Origin of the sequence: Pseudomonas japonica (assembly GCF_013522925.1) — a bacterium.
Classification (GTDB): domain Bacteria; phylum Pseudomonadota; class Gammaproteobacteria; order Pseudomonadales; family Pseudomonadaceae; genus Aquipseudomonas; species Aquipseudomonas japonica_A.
Window position 1 is genome coordinate 128,741 of record NZ_JAAMQU010000001.1, and the last position, 22,205, is coordinate 150,945.

General features: G+C 62.8%; 21 protein-coding genes. 11 read left to right on the top strand and 10 right to left on the bottom strand.

What is annotated here, in order from left to right; all coding sequences use genetic code 11:
* Positions 1 to 11 precede the first annotated feature (11 nt).
* Genes G7016_RS00570 through G7016_RS00585 form a run of 4 tightly spaced genes read right to left on the bottom strand, consistent with a single transcriptional unit; the run spans position 12 to position 2,777 of the window.
* Positions 12 to 539 (bottom strand): pilus assembly protein PilP, encoded by a 528-nt coding sequence (locus G7016_RS00570; protein ID WP_181110890.1) that lies wholly within the window; start codon positions 537 to 539, stop codon positions 12 to 14.
* Positions 536 to 1,159, bottom strand: a complete 624-nt coding sequence (pilO, locus tag G7016_RS00575) for a type 4a pilus biogenesis protein PilO (RefSeq protein ID WP_181110891.1) — start codon at positions 1,157 to 1,159, stop codon at positions 536 to 538. Before pilO ends, G7016_RS00570 begins: the two co-directional genes overlap by 4 nt.
* Positions 1,156 to 1,713, bottom strand: a complete 558-nt coding sequence (locus G7016_RS00580; protein WP_181110892.1) for a PilN domain-containing protein — start codon at positions 1,711 to 1,713, stop codon at positions 1,156 to 1,158. The genes pilO and G7016_RS00580 overlap by 4 nt, the downstream gene beginning before the upstream one ends.
* Positions 1,713 to 2,777, bottom strand: a complete 1,065-nt coding sequence (locus tag G7016_RS00585) for a pilus assembly protein PilM (protein WP_181110893.1) — start codon at positions 2,775 to 2,777, stop codon at positions 1,713 to 1,715. The genes G7016_RS00580 and G7016_RS00585 overlap by 1 nt, the downstream gene beginning before the upstream one ends.
* A gap of 182 nt (positions 2,778 to 2,959) precedes the next feature.
* Between G7016_RS00585 and G7016_RS00590 the strand changes: the two genes are divergently transcribed.
* Positions 2,960 to 5,395 (top strand): penicillin-binding protein 1A, encoded by a 2,436-nt coding sequence (locus G7016_RS00590; protein ID WP_375139670.1) that lies wholly within the window; start codon positions 2,960 to 2,962, stop codon positions 5,393 to 5,395.
* A gap of 131 nt (positions 5,396 to 5,526) precedes the next feature.
* On the opposite strand, the gene G7016_RS00595 is transcribed toward G7016_RS00590, so the two are convergent.
* The 3 genes from G7016_RS00595 to rpmE form a co-directional block, all read right to left on the bottom strand.
* Entirely contained in the window at positions 5,527 to 6,795 is a 1,269-nt protein-coding gene (locus G7016_RS00595; RefSeq protein WP_181110895.1) for a malic enzyme-like NAD(P)-binding protein, read from the bottom strand.
* An 88-nt stretch (positions 6,796 to 6,883) separates the two neighbouring features.
* Positions 6,884 to 7,678, bottom strand: coding sequence for a thermonuclease family protein (locus tag G7016_RS00600; RefSeq protein ID WP_308812119.1), 795 nt, complete (start codon positions 7,676 to 7,678; stop codon positions 6,884 to 6,886).
* Between the two features lie 59 nt (positions 7,679 to 7,737).
* The gene (gene rpmE, locus G7016_RS00605) at positions 7,738 to 7,959 is read right to left on the bottom strand and encodes a 50S ribosomal protein L31 (protein WP_181110897.1); all 222 of its coding nucleotides are present in this window, start codon (positions 7,957 to 7,959) and stop codon (positions 7,738 to 7,740) included.
* 171 nt (positions 7,960 to 8,130) lie between these two features.
* On the opposite strand from rpmE, the gene G7016_RS00610 reads away from it, so the two are divergent.
* The 10 genes from G7016_RS00610 to G7016_RS00655 all read left to right on the top strand — a co-directional run bounded on the left by G7016_RS00610 (position 8,131) and on the right by G7016_RS00655 (position 20,495).
* Complete coding sequence (locus G7016_RS00610) at positions 8,131 to 10,350, top strand: primosomal protein N' (protein ID WP_181110898.1); 2,220 nt, start codon at positions 8,131 to 8,133, stop codon at positions 10,348 to 10,350.
* 99 nt (positions 10,351 to 10,449) lie between these two features.
* Positions 10,450 to 12,186 carry an arginine--tRNA ligase gene (argS, locus tag G7016_RS00615; protein ID WP_181110899.1) on the top strand — a complete coding sequence of 579 codons (1,737 nt, stop codon included), beginning with the start codon at positions 10,450 to 10,452 and terminating at the stop codon, positions 12,184 to 12,186.
* A gap of 1 nt (position 12,187) precedes the next feature.
* Positions 12,188 to 12,865 carry an SPOR domain-containing protein gene (locus G7016_RS00620; protein WP_181110900.1) on the top strand — a complete coding sequence of 226 codons (678 nt, stop codon included), beginning with the start codon at positions 12,188 to 12,190 and terminating at the stop codon, positions 12,863 to 12,865.
* Between the two features lie 184 nt (positions 12,866 to 13,049).
* Positions 13,050 to 13,580, top strand: a complete 531-nt coding sequence (hslV, locus tag G7016_RS00625) for an ATP-dependent protease subunit HslV (RefSeq protein ID WP_181110901.1) — start codon at positions 13,050 to 13,052, stop codon at positions 13,578 to 13,580.
* A gap of 22 nt (positions 13,581 to 13,602) precedes the next feature.
* On the top strand, positions 13,603 to 14,940 hold the full coding sequence (gene hslU / locus G7016_RS00630) for an ATP-dependent protease ATPase subunit HslU (RefSeq protein ID WP_181111280.1): 1,338 nt from the start codon (positions 13,603 to 13,605) through the stop codon (positions 14,938 to 14,940).
* 69 nt (positions 14,941 to 15,009) lie between these two features.
* A complete protein-coding gene (locus G7016_RS00635; protein ID WP_181110902.1) occupies positions 15,010 to 15,387 on the top strand; it encodes a gamma-butyrobetaine hydroxylase-like domain-containing protein in 378 nt (125 codons plus the stop codon).
* Positions 15,388 to 15,587: 200 nt separating this feature from the next.
* Complete coding sequence (gene phaC, locus G7016_RS00640; protein WP_181110903.1) at positions 15,588 to 17,267, top strand: class II poly(R)-hydroxyalkanoic acid synthase; 1,680 nt, start codon at positions 15,588 to 15,590, stop codon at positions 17,265 to 17,267.
* Positions 17,268 to 17,300: 33 nt separating this feature from the next.
* Entirely contained in the window at positions 17,301 to 18,164 is an 864-nt protein-coding gene (phaZ, locus tag G7016_RS00645) for a poly(3-hydroxyalkanoate) depolymerase (RefSeq protein WP_181110904.1), read from the top strand.
* A 12-nt stretch (positions 18,165 to 18,176) separates the two neighbouring features.
* Positions 18,177 to 19,862 (top strand): class II poly(R)-hydroxyalkanoic acid synthase, encoded by a 1,686-nt coding sequence (gene phaC / locus G7016_RS00650; protein ID WP_181110905.1) that lies wholly within the window; start codon positions 18,177 to 18,179, stop codon positions 19,860 to 19,862.
* A gap of 3 nt (positions 19,863 to 19,865) precedes the next feature.
* On the top strand, positions 19,866 to 20,495 hold the full coding sequence (locus G7016_RS00655; RefSeq protein ID WP_181110906.1) for a TetR/AcrR family transcriptional regulator: 630 nt from the start codon (positions 19,866 to 19,868) through the stop codon (positions 20,493 to 20,495).
* 9 nt (positions 20,496 to 20,504) lie between these two features.
* On the opposite strand, the gene G7016_RS00660 is transcribed toward G7016_RS00655, so the two are convergent.
* The 3 genes from G7016_RS00660 to G7016_RS00670 form a co-directional block, all read right to left on the bottom strand.
* A complete protein-coding gene (locus G7016_RS00660; protein ID WP_181110907.1) occupies positions 20,505 to 21,266 on the bottom strand; it encodes a phasin family protein in 762 nt (253 codons plus the stop codon).
* Positions 21,267 to 21,276: 10 nt separating this feature from the next.
* Positions 21,277 to 21,711: a phasin family protein gene (locus tag G7016_RS00665; RefSeq protein WP_181110908.1), complete on the bottom strand. Its 435-nt coding sequence runs from the start codon at positions 21,709 to 21,711 to the stop codon at positions 21,277 to 21,279.
* Between the two features lie 140 nt (positions 21,712 to 21,851).
* A complete protein-coding gene (locus tag G7016_RS00670; RefSeq protein ID WP_181110909.1) occupies positions 21,852 to 22,127 on the bottom strand; it encodes a polyhydroxyalkanoic acid system family protein in 276 nt (91 codons plus the stop codon).
* Positions 22,128 to 22,205 lie beyond the last annotated feature (78 nt).

The window sequence follows — 22,205 nt, forward strand, 5'->3', positions numbered from 1 at the left end:
TGACCAACCCGTCAGGACGGTTCCTTGAGCAGAATGGCGCGTGGCCGTTCGAGCCACCCGCCTTCGCCGTCCGGAACGAGTTCCACGACATCGACTTCTGTGTCGCTGATGGCAACGATCTTTCCGTCGTTCTCGCCAATGTAGTCGCCTACCTTCACCCGATGCACCCCGCCACCGCCTTTCATAAGGGCAAATTTCCCCGAGCCGTTGGCGAGGGTGCCGACCATTTCGAAGTCTTCGATATTGAAGCCTTCGAGGAACTGCTTAACCCGGTTCGGATCCGGGTGTATGTCTCGCGACCCTTTTTGCCGGTTCGCCTGCTCCACCCGAATGGGCGGCTGGAACGGGCTGCGCATGTCGGACGCCTGGTACGTGAACGCCTGATACGCCTGAAAACGGGGAATCGGTTCGATTGTTCCCTTGGGCTTTTCGTTGACCTCCTTGAGAAAGGCGTCGATATCGGAAAAATCGTCCGAACCGCCGCACCCGGAGAGCGCCAGTACTACAAAAAGCATCCCTGCATTGACCCACGCCCTCATTGCGTCAGCCCCTTGTCGTTATACCGGTAGGTCTTGGCGAGGATCTGCATCCGCAGCTGGGACGCGTTGTCTTCGCTGGCCGGCTTTACGTCGAAATCGTGCAGGGTAACGATCCGTGGCAGGCTGGCCACGCCGCTGACGAAAGTGGCAAGGTCATGGTAGTTGCCCGTCACGGTGATCTGGATAGGCAGCTCGATATAGAACTGCTGGGCCGTTTCAGGCAAGAGCTTGATTTCCTCGAACTCGAGCCCGGCACCCAAACCAGCGCGGGTTATGTCCTCAAGCAGGCCGGGCACTTCGGTATCACTGGGCAGCTGGCGGAGCATCGCGCCGAAGGAGGTTTCCATTTCCTTCATCTGGGCGGTGTAGGCTTCCAGGTTCGCCGCCTGGAAGGCCTTGGCCGTGTACTGATCCCTCAGGGCCTGTTCCTGCACCACCTGGGTGTCGAGGTCTGCTTCCAGGTCCTGGATATGAAAGTAATAGCCCAGCCCCAGCAAAAGCAGCCCGAGCAACACGGCGGCAATGCCTTTCACCGGCGCTGGCCACGAGCCAACGTTGTTGATATCGAGCTCGCTCAGCTCGACCTTGCGCAGGCTTTCAAGCCACCCTGCCATGTTCATTTGTCATCCTCCTCCACCGTAGGCGCGGTTTGCCGTACGGACAGCTGGAACAGGTTGGTCTCGGCATCGGTCTTGGCCTTTACTTCGGTCAAGGTGGGTGCTTCAAGCCAGGGCGAGGCGTCCAGGTTGCGCATCAGGTCCGATACCCGATTGTTGGATTCAGCCGCGCCAGCGATGTCGATCTGCTTGCCGGTCATCTTCACGTCAGAGAAATACACACCATCGGGAAGAGTACGTACCAGTTGATCGAAAATCCGCCCGATGATCGGTCGGTTGCCTTGCAGGTCCTGGATGATGCGCATCCGGGCAAGCAATTGCTTGCGCCGGGCTTTCAAGTCGCTGATGGCCTTGATCCGCTGGTCGAGATTGGCATTCTGGGTTTGCAGGTAAGTATTGCGGGCTGTCTGGCGCTCGATCTGGCCCTTGATGAACTGGTCTGCCAGAAAGATCACCCCACCGCAGAACACTACCACCGCCGCCAGCAGGATCAGGAAATGCTTCTTGCGCTCCTCGCGCTGCTGGTCGCGCCAGGGCAACAGGTTGATGCGTGCCATCAGTCGAAGCTCCTGAGCGCCAGCCCGCAAGCGATCATCAGCGCGGGGGCATCGCTGGCCAGCGCGCCGGCATTCACCTTGCTGTTGAGCGCCATGTCTGCGAAGGGGTTGGCGACCAGCGTAGGCGTGCCGATCCGTTGCTGGATCAGTTGATCCAGGCCTGCCAGGGAGGCCGTGCCGCCGGCAAGCACGATATAGTCAACCTGATTGAACTGCCCCGCTGCAAAAAAGAACTGTAACGAGCGCGATACCTGCTGAACCACCGCCTCGCGAAACGGCTGCAGCACTTCGGCGACGTAGTCGTCCGGCAAGCCGCCCTGCTTCTTGGCAAGGCCCGCTTCCTCGACGCTCAACCCGTAACGACGCTGAATTTCCTCGGTGAGCTGGCGGCCACCGAACAACTGCTCACGGGTGTAGATGATCCGCCCATTGTGGATAACGCTCAGGGTGGTCATGGTAGCGCCTACGTCCACCACCGCCACGGTTAATGGCTGGTCGCCATTGCGCAGCTGCGGGGCCAGCAGCCCGAACGCGCGCTCCAGGGCATAGGCTTCGACGTCCACCACACGGGCATTCAGGCCTGCCACCGCAAGCGCGGCCTCACGTACCTCGACGTTTTCCTTGCGGCACGCGGCGAGGAGCACTTCTACGCGCTCGGGGTTGCGCGCCGAGGGGCCCTGCACTTCGAAGTCGATAGCGACTTCTTCCAGCGGATAAGGGATGTATTGGTCGGCTTCGAGCTTGAGCTGGTTTTCCATCTCGTCGTCGGTCATACCCGCGTCCATCTCGATGGACTTGGTGATGACCGCGGAACCGGAAACGGCCAGGGCGACGCCACGGGTAGCGGTACGCGCCTTGGTCACCACGCGAAGCAAAGCGTTGCCGACGCCTTCGAGCTCGGCGATGTTCTTCTCGACCACGGCGTTGGCAGGCAATGGCTCGACAGCATACGACTCTACCTTGAAGCGGTCGCCGACGCGGCTAAGCTCCAGCAGCTTGACCGAGGTAGAGCTGATGTCGATCCCCAGAAGCGAGTTCGCTTTCTTGCTGAAGAGTCCTAGCACTACTGATTCCCTAGCACTATCCGAGACTTACGGACCGTTTATGGTAAACGGCATTTAATAGCAGTCTTGACAGAAGCGCAAATGACGCTCCACAACAAAATGCTTATAATGCCGAGCGCTTTTTCTGCCTTGGCCCGCCCTACGGCCAAGCCCTTATTCTTACTGGAAATCCGAAAGCCTTGATCCGCCTGCTCAAGTTTTTCTGCTGGTCCATCCTCGCTGTGGTCTGCGGGCTTCTGCTCGGGCTGAGCGGCGCCTACCTGTATCTTAGCCCCGGCCTGCCCTCTGTGGAGGCTCTCAAAAGCGTTCAGTTGCAAATTCCCTTACGGGTATACAGCAGCGACGGCAAATTGATAGCAGAATTCGGCGAAATGCGCCGCTCGCCGATCCGGTTTTCTGACATCCCGCCTCACTTCATCCAGGCGCTGCTTTCGGCCGAAGATGACAACTTCGAGAACCACTATGGGGTAGACCCTTCCAGCCTGGTGCGCGCCGCCAGCCAGCTGCTACGTAGCGGGCACATCCAGACCGGCGGCAGTACGATCACCATGCAGGTGGCCAAGAACTACTTCCTGAGCAGCGAGCGCAGTTTCTCGCGCAAGACGAACGAGATCCTTCTGGCGTTGCAGATCGAGCGTCAGCTGACCAAGGACGAGATCCTCGAACTCTATGTAAACAAGATTTACCTGGGCAACCGCGCGTACGGCATCGAAGCGGCGGCGCAGGTGTACTACGGCAAGTCCATCCGGGACTGCAGCCTGGCGCAGATGGCGATGATCGCCGGCCTGCCCAAGGCCCCGTCGCGCTTCAATCCGCTGGCTAACGCCGCGCGGGCGAAGGAGCGGCGTGACTGGATCCTCGGGCGGATGTACAAGCTGGGCAAGATCGACGAAGCCAGCTACCAGGCAGCACTGGCTGAACCGATCAACGCCAGTTATCACGTGCCCACGCCGGAAGTGAACGCCCCCTATATCGCCGAGATGGCACGGGCCGAAATGGTCGGCCGCTATGGCAGCGACGCCTATACCGAAGGCTTCCGTGTAACCACGACGGTGCCAAGCACCCTTCAGGAAATTGCCAACAAGGCCGTGCTGGACGGGCTGGCTACCTATGACCAGCGGCATGGTTACCGTGGGCCTGAATCGCGGCTTCCAGGCAAGACCCGCGAAGCCTGGCTGGCAGAGCTGGCGCGCCAGCGCACGCTCAATACGCTGGAGCCTGTGATCGTTACCCACGTGGACAAGGCCGGCCTTACCGTACTGAACCGGGACGACAAGGAAGAGCATGTCGCCTGGGAAACCATGAAATGGGCGCGGCCGTTCATCAACACCAACAGCCAGGGCCGCGCGCCCAGCCAGCCGGCGGACGTGGCGCAGATCGGTGACCTGATCCGCGTACAGCGCCTGCCGGATGGCAGCCTGAAATTCAGCCAGGTACCCACGGCACAGAGCGCACTGGTCTCTCTCGACCCGCACGACGGCGCAATCAAGGCCCTGGTGGGGGGCTTTGCCTTCGAGCAAAGCAACTATAACCGCGCCATGCAGGCCAAGCGGCAACCGGGTTCGAGCTTCAAGCCATTCATCTATAGCGCAGCGCTGGACAACGGCTACACCCCAGCCAGCCTGGTGAACGACGCGCCGATCGTGTTCGTGGACGAGGCGGTGGACAAGGTATGGCGGCCAAAGAACGACACCAACACCTTCCTCGGGCCGATTCGCCTGCGCGAAGCGCTGTACAAGTCGCGCAACCTGGTGTCTATCCGCGTGCTGCAAAGCCTGGGCGTGGACCACACCATCGACTACATCACCCGCTTCGGCTTCAACCGCCAGGACCTGCCTCGCAACCTGTCGCTGGCCTTGGGTACCGCCACGCTCACGCCGATGGAAATCGCCACAGGCTGGAGCGCCTTTGCCAATGGTGGCTTCAAGGTAACGCCGTACCTGATCCAGAAGATCGAAAGCCGTAACGGCGACGTGCTGTTCACTGCTGCTCCGCCTGTAGTGCCTACCGACGAGCAGGAGGCCAGCGCGCCACCCGCCGAACCGATGACCACGGCGACCGGCAACGATGTACAAGGCGCAACCACGCCTCCCGCGGCCGCTGCACCGGCATTCGCCCCAAGGATCATCGACGGGCGCACGACCTATATCCTGACCAGCATGCTGCAGGATGTGATCAAGAAAGGCACCGGCCGACGGGCCCTGGCGTTGAACCGCCCGGACATCGCTGGCAAGACCGGTACCACCAACGATTCCAAGGACGCCTGGTTCTCGGGGTACAACGCCGACTACATGACCACCGTATGGACGGGCTTCGACCAACCCGAAACGCTGGGCCACAAGGAATTCGGCGGTACTGTTTCGCTGCCGATCTGGATGCAATACATGGGCGCGGCCCTCAAGGACAAGCCTCCACACACCCAGCCGGAGCCTGAAGGGATCGTAAGCCTGAGGGTAGACCCCGTCAGCGGCCGCGCGGCAACGCCTTCCACGCCGAACGCGTACTTCGAGCTGTTCAAGAGCGAAGACACGCCGCCGTCGGTCAATGAAATCGGCAACGGCACAGCCCCAGGCAGCCCGCTGCCAGCGGACGAAGCAGCGCCGATGGACCTGTTCTGACGCTTGGGCGGGCGCGTAGCTTTATCAGGCTGAATTCGGGGGCTTGCGCCCCCCTCCTACAAGGCGTCATCAGTGGATTCGTGACCATAAAAAAACCGGCCATCAAGGCCGGTTTTTTGTTACCGCAGGGCTCAGCCCTTGAACACGTCGTCCACGCTCTTGAGCGGGTAGTTCGAGGGGTACGGCAGGGTAGCCACGCCGCTTTCGATGGCGGCCTTGGCCACGGCATCGGACACCACGTCGATCAAGCGTACGTCCAGAGGCTTGGGAATGATGTACTCACGGCCGAAGCTCAGGCTTGGGACGTTATAGGCATCGCACACGTCCTGAGGCACCGGCAGCTTGGCCAGGTCGCGCAGGGCGTAGGCAGCGGCGATCTTCATTTCCTCGTTGATGCGCTTGGCGCGGACGTCCAGTGCACCACGGAAGATGAACGGGAAGCCCAGCACATTGTTGACCTGGTTCGGGTAGTCCGAACGACCAGTGGCCATGATCACGTCGTCGCGGGTAGCGTGGGCCAGTTCCGGAGAAATCTCCGGGTCCGGGTTGGAGCACGCGAACACGATCGGGTTTGGCGCCATGCTCTTCAGGCCCTCAGGGCTGAGCAGGTTCGGGCCGGACAACCCGACGAACACGTCGGCACCGTCCAGGGCATCGGCCAGGGTGCGCTTGTCGGTTTCGTGGGCGAACACAGCCTTGTACTGGTTCAGGTCATCACGGCCAGCATGGATCACACCCACGCGGTCGATCATGAAGATGTTCTCTACCTTGGCGCCCATGCTCACCAGCAGCTTCATGCAGGAGATAGCGGCGGCGCCAGCGCCCAGGCACACGATTTTCGCGGCCTCGAGCTGCTTGCCGGCGATTTCCAGCGCGTTCAGCATGCCAGCGGCGGTCACGATCGCGGTGCCGTGCTGGTCATCATGGAATACCGGAATGTCGCACTGTTCAATCAGTGCACGCTCGATCTCGAAGCACTCGGGCGCCTTGATGTCTTCAAGGTTGATGCCGCCGAAGGTGATGGAGATACGCTTGACGGTGTCGATGAAGGCTTGCGGGCTTTCAGCGTCCACTTCGATGTCGAACACGTCCACGCCAGCGAAGCGCTTGAACAGAACGCCCTTGCCTTCCATTACCGGCTTGGAGGCCAGAGGCCCCAGGTTACCCAGGCCGAGAATGGCGGTACCGTCAGAGATCACTGCTACCAGGTTGCCCTTGCCGGTGTACTTGTAGGCGAGCTCCGGGTCGCGGGCGATTTCACGTACAGGCTCAGCGACGCCTGGGCTGTAGGCCAGCGACAGGTCGCGCGCGGTGGCGGTCGCCTTGGTGAGTTCGACGCTCAGTTTCCCGGGGCGGGGGTGGGCATGGTATTCGAGAGCGGCAGTTTTCAGGTCTGACATGTTGGCGTTCCGCTTGACTGTTGAACTTTTCGGATCGCCGAGGATACGCACAAAGGAAAGTCGCGACAAGACTACCCAGTCACCCCTGTCAAGGGTTCGCGCCTACGACTTTCGGTGCAGAAGACAGTGCTTGAAGCATCGCCGGAGCCGTCAACCGCAATACCCAGCGAGCGCGGTTAGCCGCTTCGCCCGACCGGCGGCCTCGATCGGTAACCCAGCCTCGCGCCTCCACAGGTTGGCCGCGCATTGCCTGTAGCGCACCTAGGTCGAACGACTCCTCATTGGCCTTTGCGACATGCAAGACCAACCCGCCATCGAGGTTCATCCACACGCCGCCCCGGTTGCGCTGGACAGACAGCACTCTGCCAGCGACTACAGCGAACCCACCGCGGTCGACAGACGCCGCCGGGCGCGGCGAGAAGGCCCGCCATACGCCGATCCCCGCCTCACGCGCGCGCTGCTCGGCACGTGCATGGCACTCGCTCAAGGCGTCATTGGGCAATACCACCACCTGATAGCCCAGGCCCTCTTCAAGCAGGCGGGCTTCCAGGTTGCGCCCGTCAGGGGTGTATACATTCGCCAGCGTGCGCCCGTAGTGATCGCGCGGCTGACGGCCGGGCACCACGGCGACCGCCCCACCTGCCTGTTCCACCAGCGCTTGCAGCCGCCGGCGAGCCGCAACCGCACCGGGCTCGTCGGTGCGTCCCTTGCCCGCGAGCTCGGGCGTATTGAGGCCGATGAGGCGAACGCTTCGGCCATCCGCGAGCCGCAGGGTGTCTCCATCCACGACGTTCACCACCTTCGCCAAGAGCGTGGCGGGTGGCGCCGGGCAATCGGCCCATGCGGGCAGAGGCAAAAACGCAGGCAATAAAAAGGCGCCCACGAGGGACGCCTTTCTGATCAGCCTGGACAAGCCGAAACGGCTTTCCAACGCGAAGAACCTTAGTTGGTTTTCGCGGCGCCGAACACGCCGAAGCGCTGCTTGAAGCGATCGACACGGCCGCCGGTATCCAGCATTTTCTGCTTGCCGGTGTAGAACGGGTGGCACTCGTTGCACACGTCCAGGCTCAGCGGCTTGGCCAAGGTGGAACGGGTGTGGATGACGTTACCGCAGCTGCAGGTAGCTTCGATAGCTTCGTATTTCGGATGGATTTCAGGCTTCATGGGTAATTCCTCTGTTGTCGCGCCGCCACCCGGCACCATTGCCGGATACCGCACGTACTGGGGGCGGCATATTAACAGAGCCGCGCGGTGACGCAAGCGCAGCGGATACCGATGGTCACTTCGAGGTGGTAGGCTTGCGCGCTTGCTTCGCTATTCGCCGTGGAAACCTCCGTGCCCGACGTCATCCTGCGCCTTGCCCTGCCCTCGCCGCTGCGCCGCCTGTTCGATTATCGGGCGCCGGCGAACCTGCGCGTGGCCGCCTTGCAGCCAGGCATGCGCCTGCGCGTGCCCTTTGGCCGGCGCGAAATGATCGGCGTTCTGGTGGAAGTAAGCGACCGCACCGATGTACCCCGGGACAAGCTCAAGGCCGCCATCGCACTGCTGGACGAAACCACCCCTATACCGCCCGGGATGTTCAACCTGTGCCTGTGGACCGCTCAGTATTACCAGCACAGCCTGGGGGACACCCTGGCCTGGGCCTTGCCGAGCCTGCTGCGCCAGGGCGAGGCTGCTGAGGCCCGGCAGGAGCGTTTCTGGAGCGTAACCCCCGCAGCCCGCAGCGATGACCCCCGAATGGGCCGGGCACCTCGGCAGCGCGACGCGTTCACCGTGCTGGCGCAACATCCCCACGGTGTCGCTCACTCCCTGCTGCCCCGCCTGGGGCTGGCCAAGGATGCGCTGGACGCATTGCTGGCCAAGGGGCTGGCTCAGGTGGAAGTACGCAGCCACGCGCCTGCCCGGCGCCAGGCGCACTGGCTGGCCCAGCCGGAGCTACCGCTGAACCCCGAACAACGCAGCGCCTTCGAAGCGGTGAAAGCGGGGTTCGGGCATTTCCATGCTTTCTTGCTCGCTGGTGTAACCGGCAGCGGCAAAACCGAGGTTTACCTGCAGCTGATTCATGAAACGCTGCGGGCCGGCAAGCAGGCGCTGGTGTTGATCCCTGAAATCAACCTGGGGCCGCAAACGCTGCAGCGCTTCGAACAACGTTTCAATGCCCGGATCGCACTGGTGCATTCGGCGGTCAACGATCGTGAGCGGCTGGACGCCTGGCTCGCCGCCAGGGATGGCGATGCCGATATCATCATCGGCACCCGTTCGGCCCTGTTCACGCCCATGCTCAACCCCGGCATCATCATCGTCGACGAGGAGCACGACAGCTCTTATAAACAGCAGGAAGGCCTGCGCTATCACGCACGCGACCTGGCCGTGGTCCGCGCCCGCCAAGACAACATCCCGGTATTGCTGGGCTCGGCCACCCCTTCACTGGAAAGCCTGCACAATGCACACAGCGGCCGCTACGGCCTGCTGCGCATGGAGCAACGTGCTGGCGGCGCGTTGCCACCGCGGTATCTGCGCCTGGACGTGAAAAGCCGTCCGCTGGACAGCGGCATGAGCCCTCCGCTGCAACAGGCCATCGGGCAGACGCTAGCGCAGGGCCAGCAAGTACTGGTGTTCCTGAACCGCCGCGGCTTCGCCCCTACCTTGTTGTGCCACGACTGTGGCTGGCTCTCCGAATGCCCATTGTGCGACGCGCGCATGACCGTCCACCTGCGTTCCGGCGAACTACGTTGCCATCACTGTGGGCATGCCGCGCCGCGCCCGCGCCAGTGCCCGGCATGCCAGTCGGTAGACCTGCGCCCCGTAGGGGCCGGCACCGAGCGCGCCGAGGACCGCCTCAACACGCTGTTCCCCAACGTGCCAGTGCTGCGTGTAGACCGCGACAGCACCTCGCGCAAGGAGGCAATGGCGCAGCTGTACAGCAAGGTTCAAAGCGGCGAGCCGTGCATCCTCGTAGGCACCCAGATGCTCGCCAAGGGGCACCACTTTCCGCGCGTCACACTGGTGGCCATTCTGGATGCCGACGGCGGCCTGTTTTCCGCGGATTTCCGCGCCGCCGAACGCATGGCTCAGCTGATCGTACAAGTCGCGGGCCGCGCGGGCCGCGCGGAGCAACCGGGGCGCACCATCATCCAGAGCCACATGGCCGATCATCCGCTGCTGGTACAGCTTACCGAGGAGGGCTACGCCGCCTTTGCCACCCAGGCCCTGAGCGAGCGCCGCGCCGCCGGGCTTCCGCCCTTTTGCCACCTGGCCCTGCTGCGCGCCGAAGCGCACAAACCCGGGCAGGCTGAGGCCTTCCTTGAGCAGGCGTGCGTAGAGGCCGAGCGCTTGCGCGACACCTTGAACGTGCCCGGCGTAGAGCTGCTGGGCCCGGTACCGGCCCCCATGGAGCGGCGCGCCGGGCGTTATCGCTCGCAGTTGTTGCTGCAAGCCAGCGCTCGGGCACCGCTGCATCGCTTGCTCAGCCTTTGGGTGTTGCAGTTGGAGCAGCTTCCGGGCGGCCGGCAAGTGCGCTGGGCGCTTGATATAGACCCTATCGACCTTTATTGAATGGCCACGAAGGTTGGCAAGCCCGGCCCATGAACGGATAATGCTCCGTTTTTCCACCCGCGCATCCTGCGCCGCCGCCTCGCGGCACACGAGACGATCATGAAAGACACTATTCGCCTGCTGATCCAACACGCCCTCACCCGCCTCGTCGAGGACGGTGTGCTGCCCGCCGGGCTGTCGCCCGCGATCCAGGTCGAAAACACCCGGGACAAGACCCACGGGGACTTCGCCAGCAATATCGCGATGATGCTGGCCAAGCCTGCCGGCATGAAGCCACGGGACCTGGCAGAGAAGGTCATCGCTGCCCTGCCTGCCGACCCTCAGCTGAGCAAGGCTGAAATCGCCGGCCCCGGTTTCATCAACTTCTTCCAGAACACCGAAGCACTGGCCGCTCGGCTCGACAGTGCCCTGGCCGATCGTCGCCTGGGCATCCGCAAGGCCAGCGCCAACCAGCGCGTAGTGGTGGACCTTTCGGCGCCCAACCTGGCCAAGGAAATGCACGTTGGCCACCTGCGCTCGACCATCATCGGCGACGCGGTGGCCAATGTGCTGGAGTTCCTCGGCGACACGGTGATCCGGCAGAACCATGTGGGCGACTGGGGCACCCAGTTCGGCATGCTGCTGGCCTACCTCGAGGAGAACCCGGCGGACAGCGACCAGTTGTCCGATCTGGAGAATTTCTACCGCGCGGCGAAGAAGCGCTTCGACGAATCCGAAGCCTTTGCCGAACGTGCGCGCAGCCTGGTGGTAAAGCTGCAAGCCGGCGACCCCGATTGCCTGAAGCTGTGGAAGCGTTTCAACACGATCTCGCTGTCCCATTGCCAGAAAACCTACGAGCGCCTGAACGTTCACCTCACCCCCAATGACGTGATGGGTGAAAGCGCCTACAACGATGACCTTCCGAGCGTGGTTGCAGACCTTCGCGCCAAGGGCCTGCTGGTAGAAAGCGAGGGCGCCCAGTGCGTGTTCCTCGACGAGTTCAAGAACGCCGAAGGCAACCCGCTGCCGGTGATCGTGCAAAAGGCCGGCGGCGGCTATCTCTATGCCACCACCGACCTGGCGGCCGTTCGCTATCGCAGCAACGTGCTCAAGGCAGACCGCGCCCTCTATTTCGTGGACCAGCGTCAGGCACTGCACTTCCAGCAAGTGTTCGAGGTAGCCCGGCGCGCAGGTTTCATCACCAGTGGCATGGTGCCCGAGCACATGGGCTTCGGCACCATGAACGGCGCTGACGGCCGCCCGTTCAAAACCCGCGACGGCGGCACCGTCAAGCTGATCGACCTGCTCGACGAGGCCGAACAGCGCGCCTACGCCCTGGTGAAGGAAAAGAACCCGGAGCTGGAAGAAAGCCGCCTGCGTGACATCGCCCGGGTGGTAGGCATTGGCGCGGTGAAATACGCCGACCTCTCCAAGCACCGCACCAGCGACTACAGCTTCAACTTCGAGCTGATGCTCAACTTCGAAGGCAACACCGCGCCTTACCTGCTGTACGCCTACACCCGCGTTGCCGGTGTGTTCCGCAAGCTGGGCAAGGGGTACAACGAAGCGCAAGGCCGAATTGTGCTGCAGGCCCCGCACGAGCAGGACCTTGCCGCCAAGTTGGCGCAATTCGGCGAAGTGTTGAACAACGTGGCGGAAAAAGGCACGCCTCACGTGCTGTGCAGCTACCTCTACGATGTAGCGGGCCTGTTCTCCAGCTTTTACGAAAACTGCCCGATCCTGGCGGCCGAAACGCCGGAACAGCAGCAAAGCCGGCTGCGCCTGGCGGCGCTCACTGGCCTGACCCTCAAGCAGGGCCTGGAACTGCTGGGCCTGGAAACTCTGGAGCGTATGTAAGTTGGCGGCGAAAAAACCTGCACCCAAGCGTGGCGCCAGCCGCAACCAGGCCCCTGCGAAAAAACCCGTACCGGGCTGGCTGTGGCTGGCCATCGGGCTGTCCGTGGGCGCCTTCATTGTGTTCCTGATGAAGCTCGAACCGGGGCGTAGCGACGTCAAACGGGTCAAGCCCGAGGAGCAAAAGGCAGCGGCAAAGGCCGAGATGGAAAAAACCCCGCCCAGCCCGGAGAAGATCAAACCCAAGTATGACTTCTACACACTGCTGCCCGAATCCGAGGTGATCGTGCCACCGGAAGCGGTGCCGGAGAAAACCCCGCCGGTGCCCGCCCAGCCTGTAACCCCGGCCGAAGCGGCGAAGATAGATACCGCGAGGGCCCAGGCTGCGCTCTCGGGGCAGGTACCGCCGCCCCCACCGCCGGTCATCAAGCCAGCGGCGACGACCCAGTACTACCTACAGGCGGGCTCGTTCCGCAAGCAAACGGATGCCGACAAGGTTCGCGCCCAGATCATTCTGCTGGGCCAGGCTGTGCAGGTGGAATCGGGTACGGTGAAGGAGGAAACCTGGTACCGGGTGCTGGTGGGCCCGTTCAGCAACCGCGAGCAGCTCACCGCGGCGCAGAAGATGCTCGCCGGCAGCGGCTTCAACAACCTGCTGCTGCAACAGCGGCAAAACCGGTAACAGGCGCGTTTGCCGCGAAAGGGCGCATATCGATGTCTGCCCTGTCGCGGCCAAGGCTGGCTGCTACAGAGGTACGGGAGGGCCCCATTCAGGGATTGGGGCTTGCACCGGTTGAAATCCTTCCCAGGCATCCCCACATCTGTCTGCATTGGGCATTTTCGCCCCGCAGCGTGAGGACGTTCCCTTGACCACCATCGTTTCAGTCCGCCGCCATGGCAAAGTCGTCATGGGCGGGGATGGCCAGGTTTCCCTCGGCAATACCGTGATGAAAGGCAACGCCAAGAAGGTCCGCCGCCTGTACCACGGTCAGGTCATCGCGGGTTTCGCCGGGGCCACCGCCGACGCATTCACCCTCTTCGAACGCTTTGAAGCACAGCTGGAAAAACACCAGGGCCATCTGGTGCGCGCCGCTGTGGAACTGGCGAAGGACTGGCGTACCGACCGCTCCCTCAGCCGCCTGGAAGCCATGCTGGCCGTAGCCAACAAGGACGCATCCTTGATCATCACCGGCAACGGCGACGTGGTGGAACCCGAGGACGGCCTGATCGCCATGGGCTCCGGTGGCGCCTTCGCTCAGGCAGCCGCCCGCGCGCTGCTGAACAAGACCGATCTGTCGGCCCGGGAAATCGCCGAATCCGCGCTTAACATCGCCGCGGACATCTGCGTTTTCACCAACCATCACCTGACCATCGAGGAGCAGGACCTCGCGCAGTGACATGCCCGAGGCCATCAACGCCATGTCCATGACCCCCCGCGAAATCGTCCACGAACTCAACCGCCATATCATCGGCCAGGACGATGCCAAGCGCGCCGTCGCTATCGCCCTGCGCAACCGCTGGCGGCGCATGCAGCTTCCTGCCGAGCTGCGCGCTGAAGTCACCCCCAAGAACATCCTGATGATCGGCCCTACCGGTGTAGGTAAAACCGAGATCGCCCGGCGCCTGGCCAAGCTCGCCAACGCCCCGTTCATCAAGGTCGAGGCCACCAAGTTCACCGAAGTGGGCTATGTGGGCCGCGATGTAGAGTCGATCATTCGTGACCTTGCCGACGCCGCCATGAAGCTGCTGCGCGAGCAGGAAATGATCAAGGTGCAGCACCGCGCCGAAGACGCCGCCGAAGATCGCATCCTTGACGCCCTGTTGCCGCCAGCGCGGGTGGGTTTCAACGAAGATCCGGCCCCGAGCAGCGATTCGAACACCCGCCAGCTGTTCCGCAAGCGCTTGCGTGAAGGCCAGCTGGACGACAAGGAAATCGAGATCGAAGTCGCCGAAAGCGTTGGCGTGGACATCTCGGCGCCACCTGGCATGGAAGAAATGACCAGCCAGTTGCAGAACCTCTTCGCCAACATGGGCAAGGGCCGCCGCAAGGCGCGCAAGCTCAAGGTGAAAGAGGCGCTGAAGCTGGTACGCGACGAAGAAGCCGGGCGCCTGGTGAACGAAGAAGAGCTCAAGGCCCAGGCCCTGGAGGCGGTCGAGCAGAACGGTATCGTGTTCATCGACGAGATCGACAAGGTTGCCAAGCGCGGCAATGTCGGCGGCGCTGACGTGTCCCGTGAAGGCGTACAGCGCGACCTGCTGCCGCTGATCGAAGGCTGCACGGTGAACACCAAGCTGGGCATGGTAAAAACCGACCACATCCTGTTCATTGCCTCGGGTGCGTTCCACCTGAGCAAGCCCAGCGACCTGGTGCCCGAGTTGCAAGGCCGCCTGCCGATCCGCGTGGAGCTCAAAGCCCTCACGCCTGGTGATTTCGAGCGCATTCTCAGCGAGCCGCATGCCTCCCTGACCGAGCAGTACCGCGAACTGCTCAAGACCGAAGGCCTTGGCGTGGAATTCCAGGCAGACGGCATCAAGCGCCTGGCTGAAATTGCCTGGCAGGTGAACGAAAAAACCGAAAACATCGGTGCTCGCCGCCTCCACACACTGCTCGAGCGGCTGCTGGAAGAGGTTTCCTTCAGCGCGGGCGACTTGGCGGGCGCACAGAACGGCGAGCCTATCCGGATCGACGCCGAGTACGTGAACAGCCACCTTGGCGAGCTGGCGGAAAACGAAGACCTGTCGCGCTATATTTTGTAACGCGACCGGTCGCCGGTTCTCCTCATGGGGCCCTTCGGGGCCCTTTTCGTTACTCTGGAAGCGCGCACCATGACCCGACGCCCCACCGCCATCAAGCTGCACAAGGCTTCGAAAATTCTTAGCCTCACGTACGGCCCTGATGAATCCTATGACCTGCCGGCGGAATTCCTGCGCGTGCACTCTCCATCGGCCGAAGTACAAGGCCACGGCAAGCCGATCCTTCAATATGGCAAGCTCGCGGTTGCGCTGACCGGCGTGGAGCCTGCCGGCCAGTACGCGCTCAAGCTGATCTTCGATGACGGGCATGACAGCGGCTTGTATACCTGGGATTACCTCTATGAGCTGGCTACCCGCCGCGACAGCCTCTGGGAGGAGTACCTGGCCGCGCTGCACTCGGCCGGCAGGTCCCGTGATCCGGTCGAATCCGTGGTGAAATTCGTTCCTTGAGCGAATCCACCTTGCGCTAGTGCCCATCATGGGCTTGCTTGTGCTGTATGCCCAACTAAGGTAACCACTGTTTGCAGGCGCGAAAGTGTGTGCGCGCCCTGTGGACAGGGCCGCGTGCATCGCGCCTACCGGATGCTCTGATTGCTGTGGGCTACTTTCGACGGTTGCATTGGCAACAGCGCAAACACGGAGCCTCGGGCATGGGCGACAGAAACCCCGAAGACATTACGGCCCAGGCCAACGACACCGGCATGGGCCTTAACCCCATACTCGGGCTGCGCCGCAAGGACCTCTTCTCCTCGGCACGCATGGTGCTGCGCCAAGTGGCTCGCCAGCCCTTGCACAGCCTTACCCACACCCTGAAATTCGGCGCAGAGCTGCGGGACGTGATGCTGGGCAAATCCCGCCTCGCGCCGGAACCCGGTGACCGGCGCTTCGTTGATCCGGCCTGGAACGAGAACTTCCTGTACCGACGCTACCTGCAGGGGTACCTGGCTTGGCGCAAGGAGCTGCATGCCTGGATCGACACCAGCAACCTTGAGCCCAAAGACGTCAATCGCGCACATTTTGTGCTTAACCTGATGACCGAGGCGATGGCGCCCAGTAACACGTTGGCCAACCCCGCAGCCATCAAGCGCCTGTTCGAAACCGGTGGTAAAAGCTTGCTCGACGGGGCTGGGCACCTGGCCAAGGACCTGGTGAAGAACGGCGGCATGCCGAGCCAGGTCGACATGGGGGCGTTCGAAGTAGGGCGCAACCTGGGCACCAGCGAAGGCTCGGTGGTGTTCAGCAACGATGTGCTCGAGCTTATCCACTACAAGCCGGCCAGCGGTGAGGTCTATCAGCGGCCTCTGCTCATCGTGCCGCCACAGATCAACAAGTTCTACGTGTTCGACCTCAGCCCTGAAAAAAGTCTGGTGCGCTTTGTGGTCCGCAGCCAGGTGCCAGCGTTCATCATCAGCTGGCGCAACCCCACCAAGGCGCAGCGCGAATGGGGGCTGTCTACCTACATCGAGGCACTGAAGGAAGCCATCGACGCCGTGTGCGACATAACCGCGAGCCAAGATGTGAACCTGCTGGGCGCCTGCTCGGGTGGCATCACCTGCGCCGCGCTACTGGGCCATTACGCCGCGCTTGGCCAGAGCAAGGTCCACAGCCTTACGCTGGTAGTGAGCGTGCTGGATACCAACCTGGACACGGACGTGGCGCTGTTTGTGGATGACCAGACGCTGGAAGCCGCCAAGCGACATTCCTACCAGAGTGGCGTGCTGGAAGGGCGGGACCTTTCGCGGGTATTTGCCTGGATGCGCCCCAACGACCTGATCTGGAATTACTGGGTGAACAACTACCTGCTGGGCAATGAGCCGCCGGTATTCGACATCCTGTTCTGGAACAACGATACCACCCGCCTGCCGGCCGCCTTTCATGCCGACCTGATCGAGCTCTTTCGCAATAACCCGCTTATTCATCCAGGCGCATTGGAGGTGTGCGGTACCGCCATCGACCTCAAGCAGGTCACCAGCGACCTCTTCTGCGTAGCGGGCAGCAATGACCACATCACCCCGTGGACCAGCTGCTACAAGTCGGCGCAGTTGTTTGGTGGAAACGTGGAATTCGTGCTCTCCAGCAGCGGGCATATCCAGAGCATCCTCAACCCGCCGGGCAACCCCAAGGCACGCTTCATGACCAACCCGGACATGCCCATCGCGCCCAAGGCATGGCAGAACGACGCCACCAAGCACCTGGACTCGTGGTGGCTGCACTGGGGCCTGTGGCTGGTGAATCGCTCGGGCGACATGCGCGAGGCGCCCGCTCAGCTCGGCAACAAGCGGTACCCACCCGCGCACCCCTCGCCCGGCACGTACGTGCACGAGCGCTAAGGCCGACACCCGCCCGCCACACAGGATGCGCGCATGCCGCTTTCTTATGTATTTCGCACCATCGACATCAATGGCCAGGCGATCCGCACGGCCGTGCGACCGGGCAAACCGCACCTTACTCCGTTGCTGATCTTCAACGGTATCGGCGCCAACCTGGAGTTGGTATTTCCCTTCGTGGCCGCGCTGGACCCCGACCTGGAGGTGATCGCCTTCGACGTGCCGGGCGTGGGTGGCTCCTCGACCCCTAACCTGCCCTATCGCTTTCCCGGCCTGGCGAAGCTTGCCGTGCGGATGCTCGATTACCTCGATTACGGGCAAGTGAATGCGATCGGCGTTTCCTGGGGTGGCGCGCTAGCGCAGCAGTTCGCCCATGACTTTCCCGAACGCTGCAAAAAGCTGGTATTGGCGGCAACATCGGCGGGAGCGTTCATGGTGCCAGGCAAGCCGCGGGTGCTGTGGTTGATGGCAAGCCCCCGGCGCTACATCCAGCCCTCGCACGGCGTGCGGATTGCCCCGGAAATCTACGGCGGCAGCTTCCGCCGGGAGCCGGACCTGGCCATGGCCCATGCGCGCAAGGTGCGCTCGTCCGGCAAGCTGGGCTACTACTGGCAACTGTTCGCCGGGCTGGGCTGGACCAGCATCCACTGGCTACATCGCATTCACCAGCCAACCCTGGTACTGGCCGGGGACGACGACCCGCTGATCCCCCTGATCAACATGCGCCTGCTGGCCTGGCGGATTCCCAATGCACAGCTACACATTATCGATGACGGGCATTTGTTCCTGGTAACCCGGGCTGGTGCTGTGGCCCCGATCATCATGAAGTTTCTCGAAGAGGAACGGCAGCGGGCGGTGGTACATCCACGGCCGGCGCCGACCGCGAGCAGCGATCACTAATCGGAGCGCCTCATGAAAACCAAGGTCGCCAAAAGCAGCCCGGCCACGTCTGCCGACTACATCAACGCGCAGAGTGTGATCACCGGCCTGCAGCGAAAGGACCTGATCGACACCGTGCGCAGCGTGGCCACCCACGGGCTGCGACACCCACTTCATGCCAGCCGCCACGCCCTGGCGCTCGGGGGCCGGCTGGGCCGCGTGATGCTAGGCGACACGCTGTTCGCGCCGGACCCTTCCGACACCCGCTTCAACGACCCTACCTGGGCACTGAACCCTTTGTACAAGCGGGGGCTGCAGGCGTACCTCAGTTGCCAGCAAGGGCTGCAGGAATGGCTGCAGGACAGCCAGCTCGATGAGCAATCCAGAATCCGCGCAGGCTTTCTCTTCGCACTGCTCGATGACGCGATCGCGCCCAGCAACACCCTGCTCAACCCCCAGGCGATCAAGGAGGTGTTCAACTCCGGTGGCCTGAGCCTGCTGCGGGGCGCCCGGCACCTGTTGGCAGACCTGAGGCACCACCAGGGCCTGCCTCGGCAAGTGCCTCCGCAGGCGTTCGAGGTGGGCAAGCAAGTGGCAACCACACCCGGCGCGGTGGTGTTGCGCAACGAGGTGCTCGAACTCATCCAGTACGGCGCGCTCAGCGAGAAGCAGCACAAGCGCCCGCTGCTGGTGGTGCCCTCCCCGATCAACCGTTTTTATATCTTTGACCTGTCGCCCGCCAACAGCTTTGTGCAATACGCGCTCAAGCATAACCTGCAGGTGTTCATGGTGAGCTGGCGCAACCCTACCCCGCGCCACCGCGAGTGGGGCCTGTCACGCTACGTACAGGCACTGGAGGAAGCACTGGATGCCTGCCGGGCAATAAGCGCCAGCCGCGAAGTGAACCTGGTAGGCGGATGCACCGGGGGCCTTATCAATGCCGCGCTGCAAAGTGTGCTGCAGCGCAAGCGGCAATTGGGGCGAGTACAGAGCGCCAGCTACTTCGTGAGCCTGCTGGACGCGCACCTGGAAGGCCCGGCCAGCTTGTTCCTTGGGGAAGAGGCCCTGGAATCGGCGAAGCGCCGTTCCTATCAGCTGGGCGTGCTGGATGGCCGCGAGCTGGCCAGATGGGCTGCCCTGGCGCGCCCCAACGAGTTGATCTGGCGATACTGGGTGAACAACTACCTGCTGGGGCGGGAGCCGGAGGCCAGCGACGTGTTGTACTGGGCCAACGACACCACTCGCCTGCCCGCCGCGCTGCATGGGGACCTCCTCGACCTGTTCAAACACAACCCGCTGCCGCGCCCCGGCGCACTCGAGGTGTGTGGCACACCTGTGGACCTGTCCCTGGTAGGCGTGGACACGTTCACGGTTGCCGCATTGAACGACCAGATCACCCCTTGGGATTCGATCTATCGCTCCAGCCAGCTGCTGGGCGGAACGCACCGGCTGGTACTTTCCAGCGGCGGGCACGTACGGGGCATGCTGGCGCCTCCGGGGCGAGCCAGCGAAGCCTGGTATCTGGAAAACCCCAAGCTCAGCGGAGACCCGCGCGCCTGGTATTACGACGCCACGCGCCACGAAGGCAGCTGGTGGGCACCCTGGCTGGCCTGGGTACAAGAGCGCAGCGGCCCGCTACGCGCGCCGATCACCCAAGTGGGCAGCGAGAAATTTCCGGCACTGGGCGCGGCGCCTGGAACCTACGTATTGGGTGAGTAAGGCATGCCGCCATCGGCTGGAGCGAAAACCCGCGAGCGTATCCTCGAGTGCGCGCTTGGGCTGTTCAACGAGCACGGCGAACCGAACGTGACGCCCGTGGAAGTCGCCAGCCAGCTGGGCATCAGCCCTGGCAACCTGTACTACCACTATCACGGCAAGGAGCCGTTGATCCTGGGCTTGTTCGAAGTGTTCCAGCAGGAGTTGCGGCCATTATTGCGCCCACCCGCGGCGGCGCAGCTGGGGGCTGAAGATTATTGGCTGTTTCTGCACCTGGTGGCCGAGCGCATGGCGCGGTACCGCTTCCTGTTCATGGACTTGTCCAACATGGCCCGCCGCATGCCGCGCCTGGGCCGTGGCATGCGCGAGATCATCCAGGCATTGCGCCGAACGCTTGTGGCGCTGCTGGCCAGCCTCGAAGAGAACCCTCGCCTGGCGGGAGGCAATGGCACGCTCACTGCCCTGAGCGACCAAACGGCGATGACGCTGGTATGCAGCCTGGACTACCAGCGCATCCTGGGCCAGGAGCCCGAAGTAGGCGTGATGGTGTATCAGGCGATGATGATCATTGCCCCACACCTGCACTCCGACGCCCGTGAGGACGTCGAAGCGTTGGCCAGGCGCTACCTGCCTTGACCGAAGCGCTCAGGCAGGCGTTGCGGGTTCGGCCGCCGGAGCAGTAGCGGGCGACGAAGCCGGGGTTGCCGAGTTGGCGGTGCTGGCCGCGCTCGCCTTGGCTGCGGGCTTGCGGGTACGGGGCTTTTTCTCTGCCGTAGTCGCTGCCTTGGCCGTGGATGCCGCTTCGCCCACTGCCTTGGCGCCCGCCTTGCTCGCCTTGTTCAGCGTGGTTTTGGCTGCGGCGTTGGTAGAGGTAGCCGAGCCGGCAGGCTTGCTCGCCTTCGCCGTCGATGGCTTGCTGGCGTTGGCCCGGCGTGTGGCGCTGGCCAATGGCTTGGTGGCAAGGTCATCCGGCGCCTGAAGCGCCGCCTGGGCCTGCGGTACCGTGGCGCCGGTCAAACGCTCCAGCTCACGCATCAACAGGTCAACTTTCTCGTTGAGCGCGGCCACCTCGTTCCGGCTGGGCACGCCAAGGCGGGAAATCGCGCTGTTCAGCCGCTTGTCGAACGCCTCTTCGAGTTCGCCCCATTTACCCAGGGCCTTGTCTTTGACCCCGCCCACCTTCGAGCGAGTGGTGGCCTTGACCGTGTCCACCTGCTTGTCCATTTCGCCACGTGCCTGCTTCTCGGCGCTTTCGCCTTCCTTCACCAGGCTGTCGAACAGCTTGTTGCCGTCCGTGCTGATCTTGGCGTATGCCCCCAGCCCCGCCAGCCAGATTTGCCGGGAGTATTTCTCGATGCCGCCAACCCACGAAGCGGCTTCCTTCTCTACTTTCTTCTTGCTAGCCATGAGGCGCTCCTTATTGCTTGCGGGCGGCGTATTCCACCAGCACCTGCAATTGGTCGAGTTTGGCGGACAATCGTTCCACGTCCTGACGCGAAGGAATGCCGATGCGGTGAAGCGCACCGGCCACCCGTGCGTCGAAGGCCCGTTCCAGACGGCTTGCCTGATGCTCCAGCCGATTGCCGGCGTCGAACAATTCATCAGTCACTTCGTCGATCTGGGTATTGGCGGCGCGCAACTTGCGGTCGAACAGCTGCTTGCCTTCGGCTTCAACGTCCTCGCCGGCACGGATCAGCTCGCGCAGATAATCCAGGCCCTCACGGCCGAGGCGGCTATAAGCGCCCAGGCCTGCCAACCACACCTTGCGCATGTAGGACCGTGCCTCTTTGCCGGCATGCTCGACGGGCTCGGTGGGAATGTGCACTTTCTTTCTCAGCGTCAGGGTAGCCATTAGTTGCCCTCGTTTTCCGAAGATGGAGAAACGCGCACCGCACAGCCGCGCGACACACGCCGCCGGAAGGCGGCATGTCACGTCCGAGGGTAGAAGCAAAAATTAGAAAGGTCTTCCTAGAAGCGAAACGGGAGGGGGGCTCAGGCGAGGGCTTTGTCCAGTGCCCGGTCGATCTCGGATTCGATCATCCCGCTCATCATCGACAACATCATGCCCAGCTTCAGGTCCACCACCACGTTATCGTCCCCTACCGCTACCTGCCCCGTGATGCCACTGCGCTTGAGCTCCACCACGTCGCCGTTCCACTCGGCGCTCATGTCGTATTTGGAAACCAGCTTTTCCACAAGGCGCTCGGCTTTTTCCTTCGCGACTTCCTTGCCCAGCTGATGCTTGCGTTCTACCCGGATATGGCTCATGAAAGACCTCGATCGCAGAAAAATGGCCGATATATTAACGCGGTTGTCGACATGTTCCATACGCCAAGACAAATGCAG

Excerpts from the sequence above, each read along its gene's own strand:
- G7016_RS00570 (WP_181110890.1), bottom strand. The coding sequence starts at position 539 with ATGAGGGCGTGGGTCAATGCAGGGATGCTTTTTGTAGTACTGGCGCTC.
- pilO (WP_181110891.1), bottom strand. The coding sequence starts at position 1,159 with ATGAACATGGCAGGGTGGCTTGAAAGCCTGCGCAAGGTCGAGCTGAGC.
- G7016_RS00580 (WP_181110892.1), bottom strand. The coding sequence starts at position 1,713 with ATGGCACGCATCAACCTGTTGCCCTGGCGCGACCAGCAGCGCGAGGAG.
- G7016_RS00595 (WP_181110895.1), bottom strand. The coding sequence starts at position 6,795 with ATGTCAGACCTGAAAACTGCCGCTCTCGAATACCATGCCCACCCCCGC.
- rpmE (WP_181110897.1), bottom strand. The coding sequence starts at position 7,959 with ATGAAGCCTGAAATCCATCCGAAATACGAAGCTATCGAAGCTACCTGC.
- argS (WP_181110899.1), top strand. The coding sequence starts at position 10,450 with ATGAAAGACACTATTCGCCTGCTGATCCAACACGCCCTCACCCGCCTC.
- hslU (WP_181111280.1), top strand. The coding sequence starts at position 13,603 with ATGTCCATGACCCCCCGCGAAATCGTCCACGAACTCAACCGCCATATC.
- G7016_RS00635 (WP_181110902.1), top strand. The coding sequence starts at position 15,010 with ATGACCCGACGCCCCACCGCCATCAAGCTGCACAAGGCTTCGAAAATT.
- phaC (WP_181110903.1), top strand. The coding sequence starts at position 15,588 with ATGGGCGACAGAAACCCCGAAGACATTACGGCCCAGGCCAACGACACC.
- phaZ (WP_181110904.1), top strand. The coding sequence starts at position 17,301 with ATGCCGCTTTCTTATGTATTTCGCACCATCGACATCAATGGCCAGGCG.
- phaC (WP_181110905.1), top strand. The coding sequence starts at position 18,177 with ATGAAAACCAAGGTCGCCAAAAGCAGCCCGGCCACGTCTGCCGACTAC.
- G7016_RS00655 (WP_181110906.1), top strand. The coding sequence starts at position 19,866 with ATGCCGCCATCGGCTGGAGCGAAAACCCGCGAGCGTATCCTCGAGTGC.
- G7016_RS00660 (WP_181110907.1), bottom strand. The coding sequence starts at position 21,266 with ATGGCTAGCAAGAAGAAAGTAGAGAAGGAAGCCGCTTCGTGGGTTGGC.
- G7016_RS00665 (WP_181110908.1), bottom strand. The coding sequence starts at position 21,711 with ATGGCTACCCTGACGCTGAGAAAGAAAGTGCACATTCCCACCGAGCCC.
- G7016_RS00670 (WP_181110909.1), bottom strand. The coding sequence starts at position 22,127 with ATGAGCCATATCCGGGTAGAACGCAAGCATCAGCTGGGCAAGGAAGTC.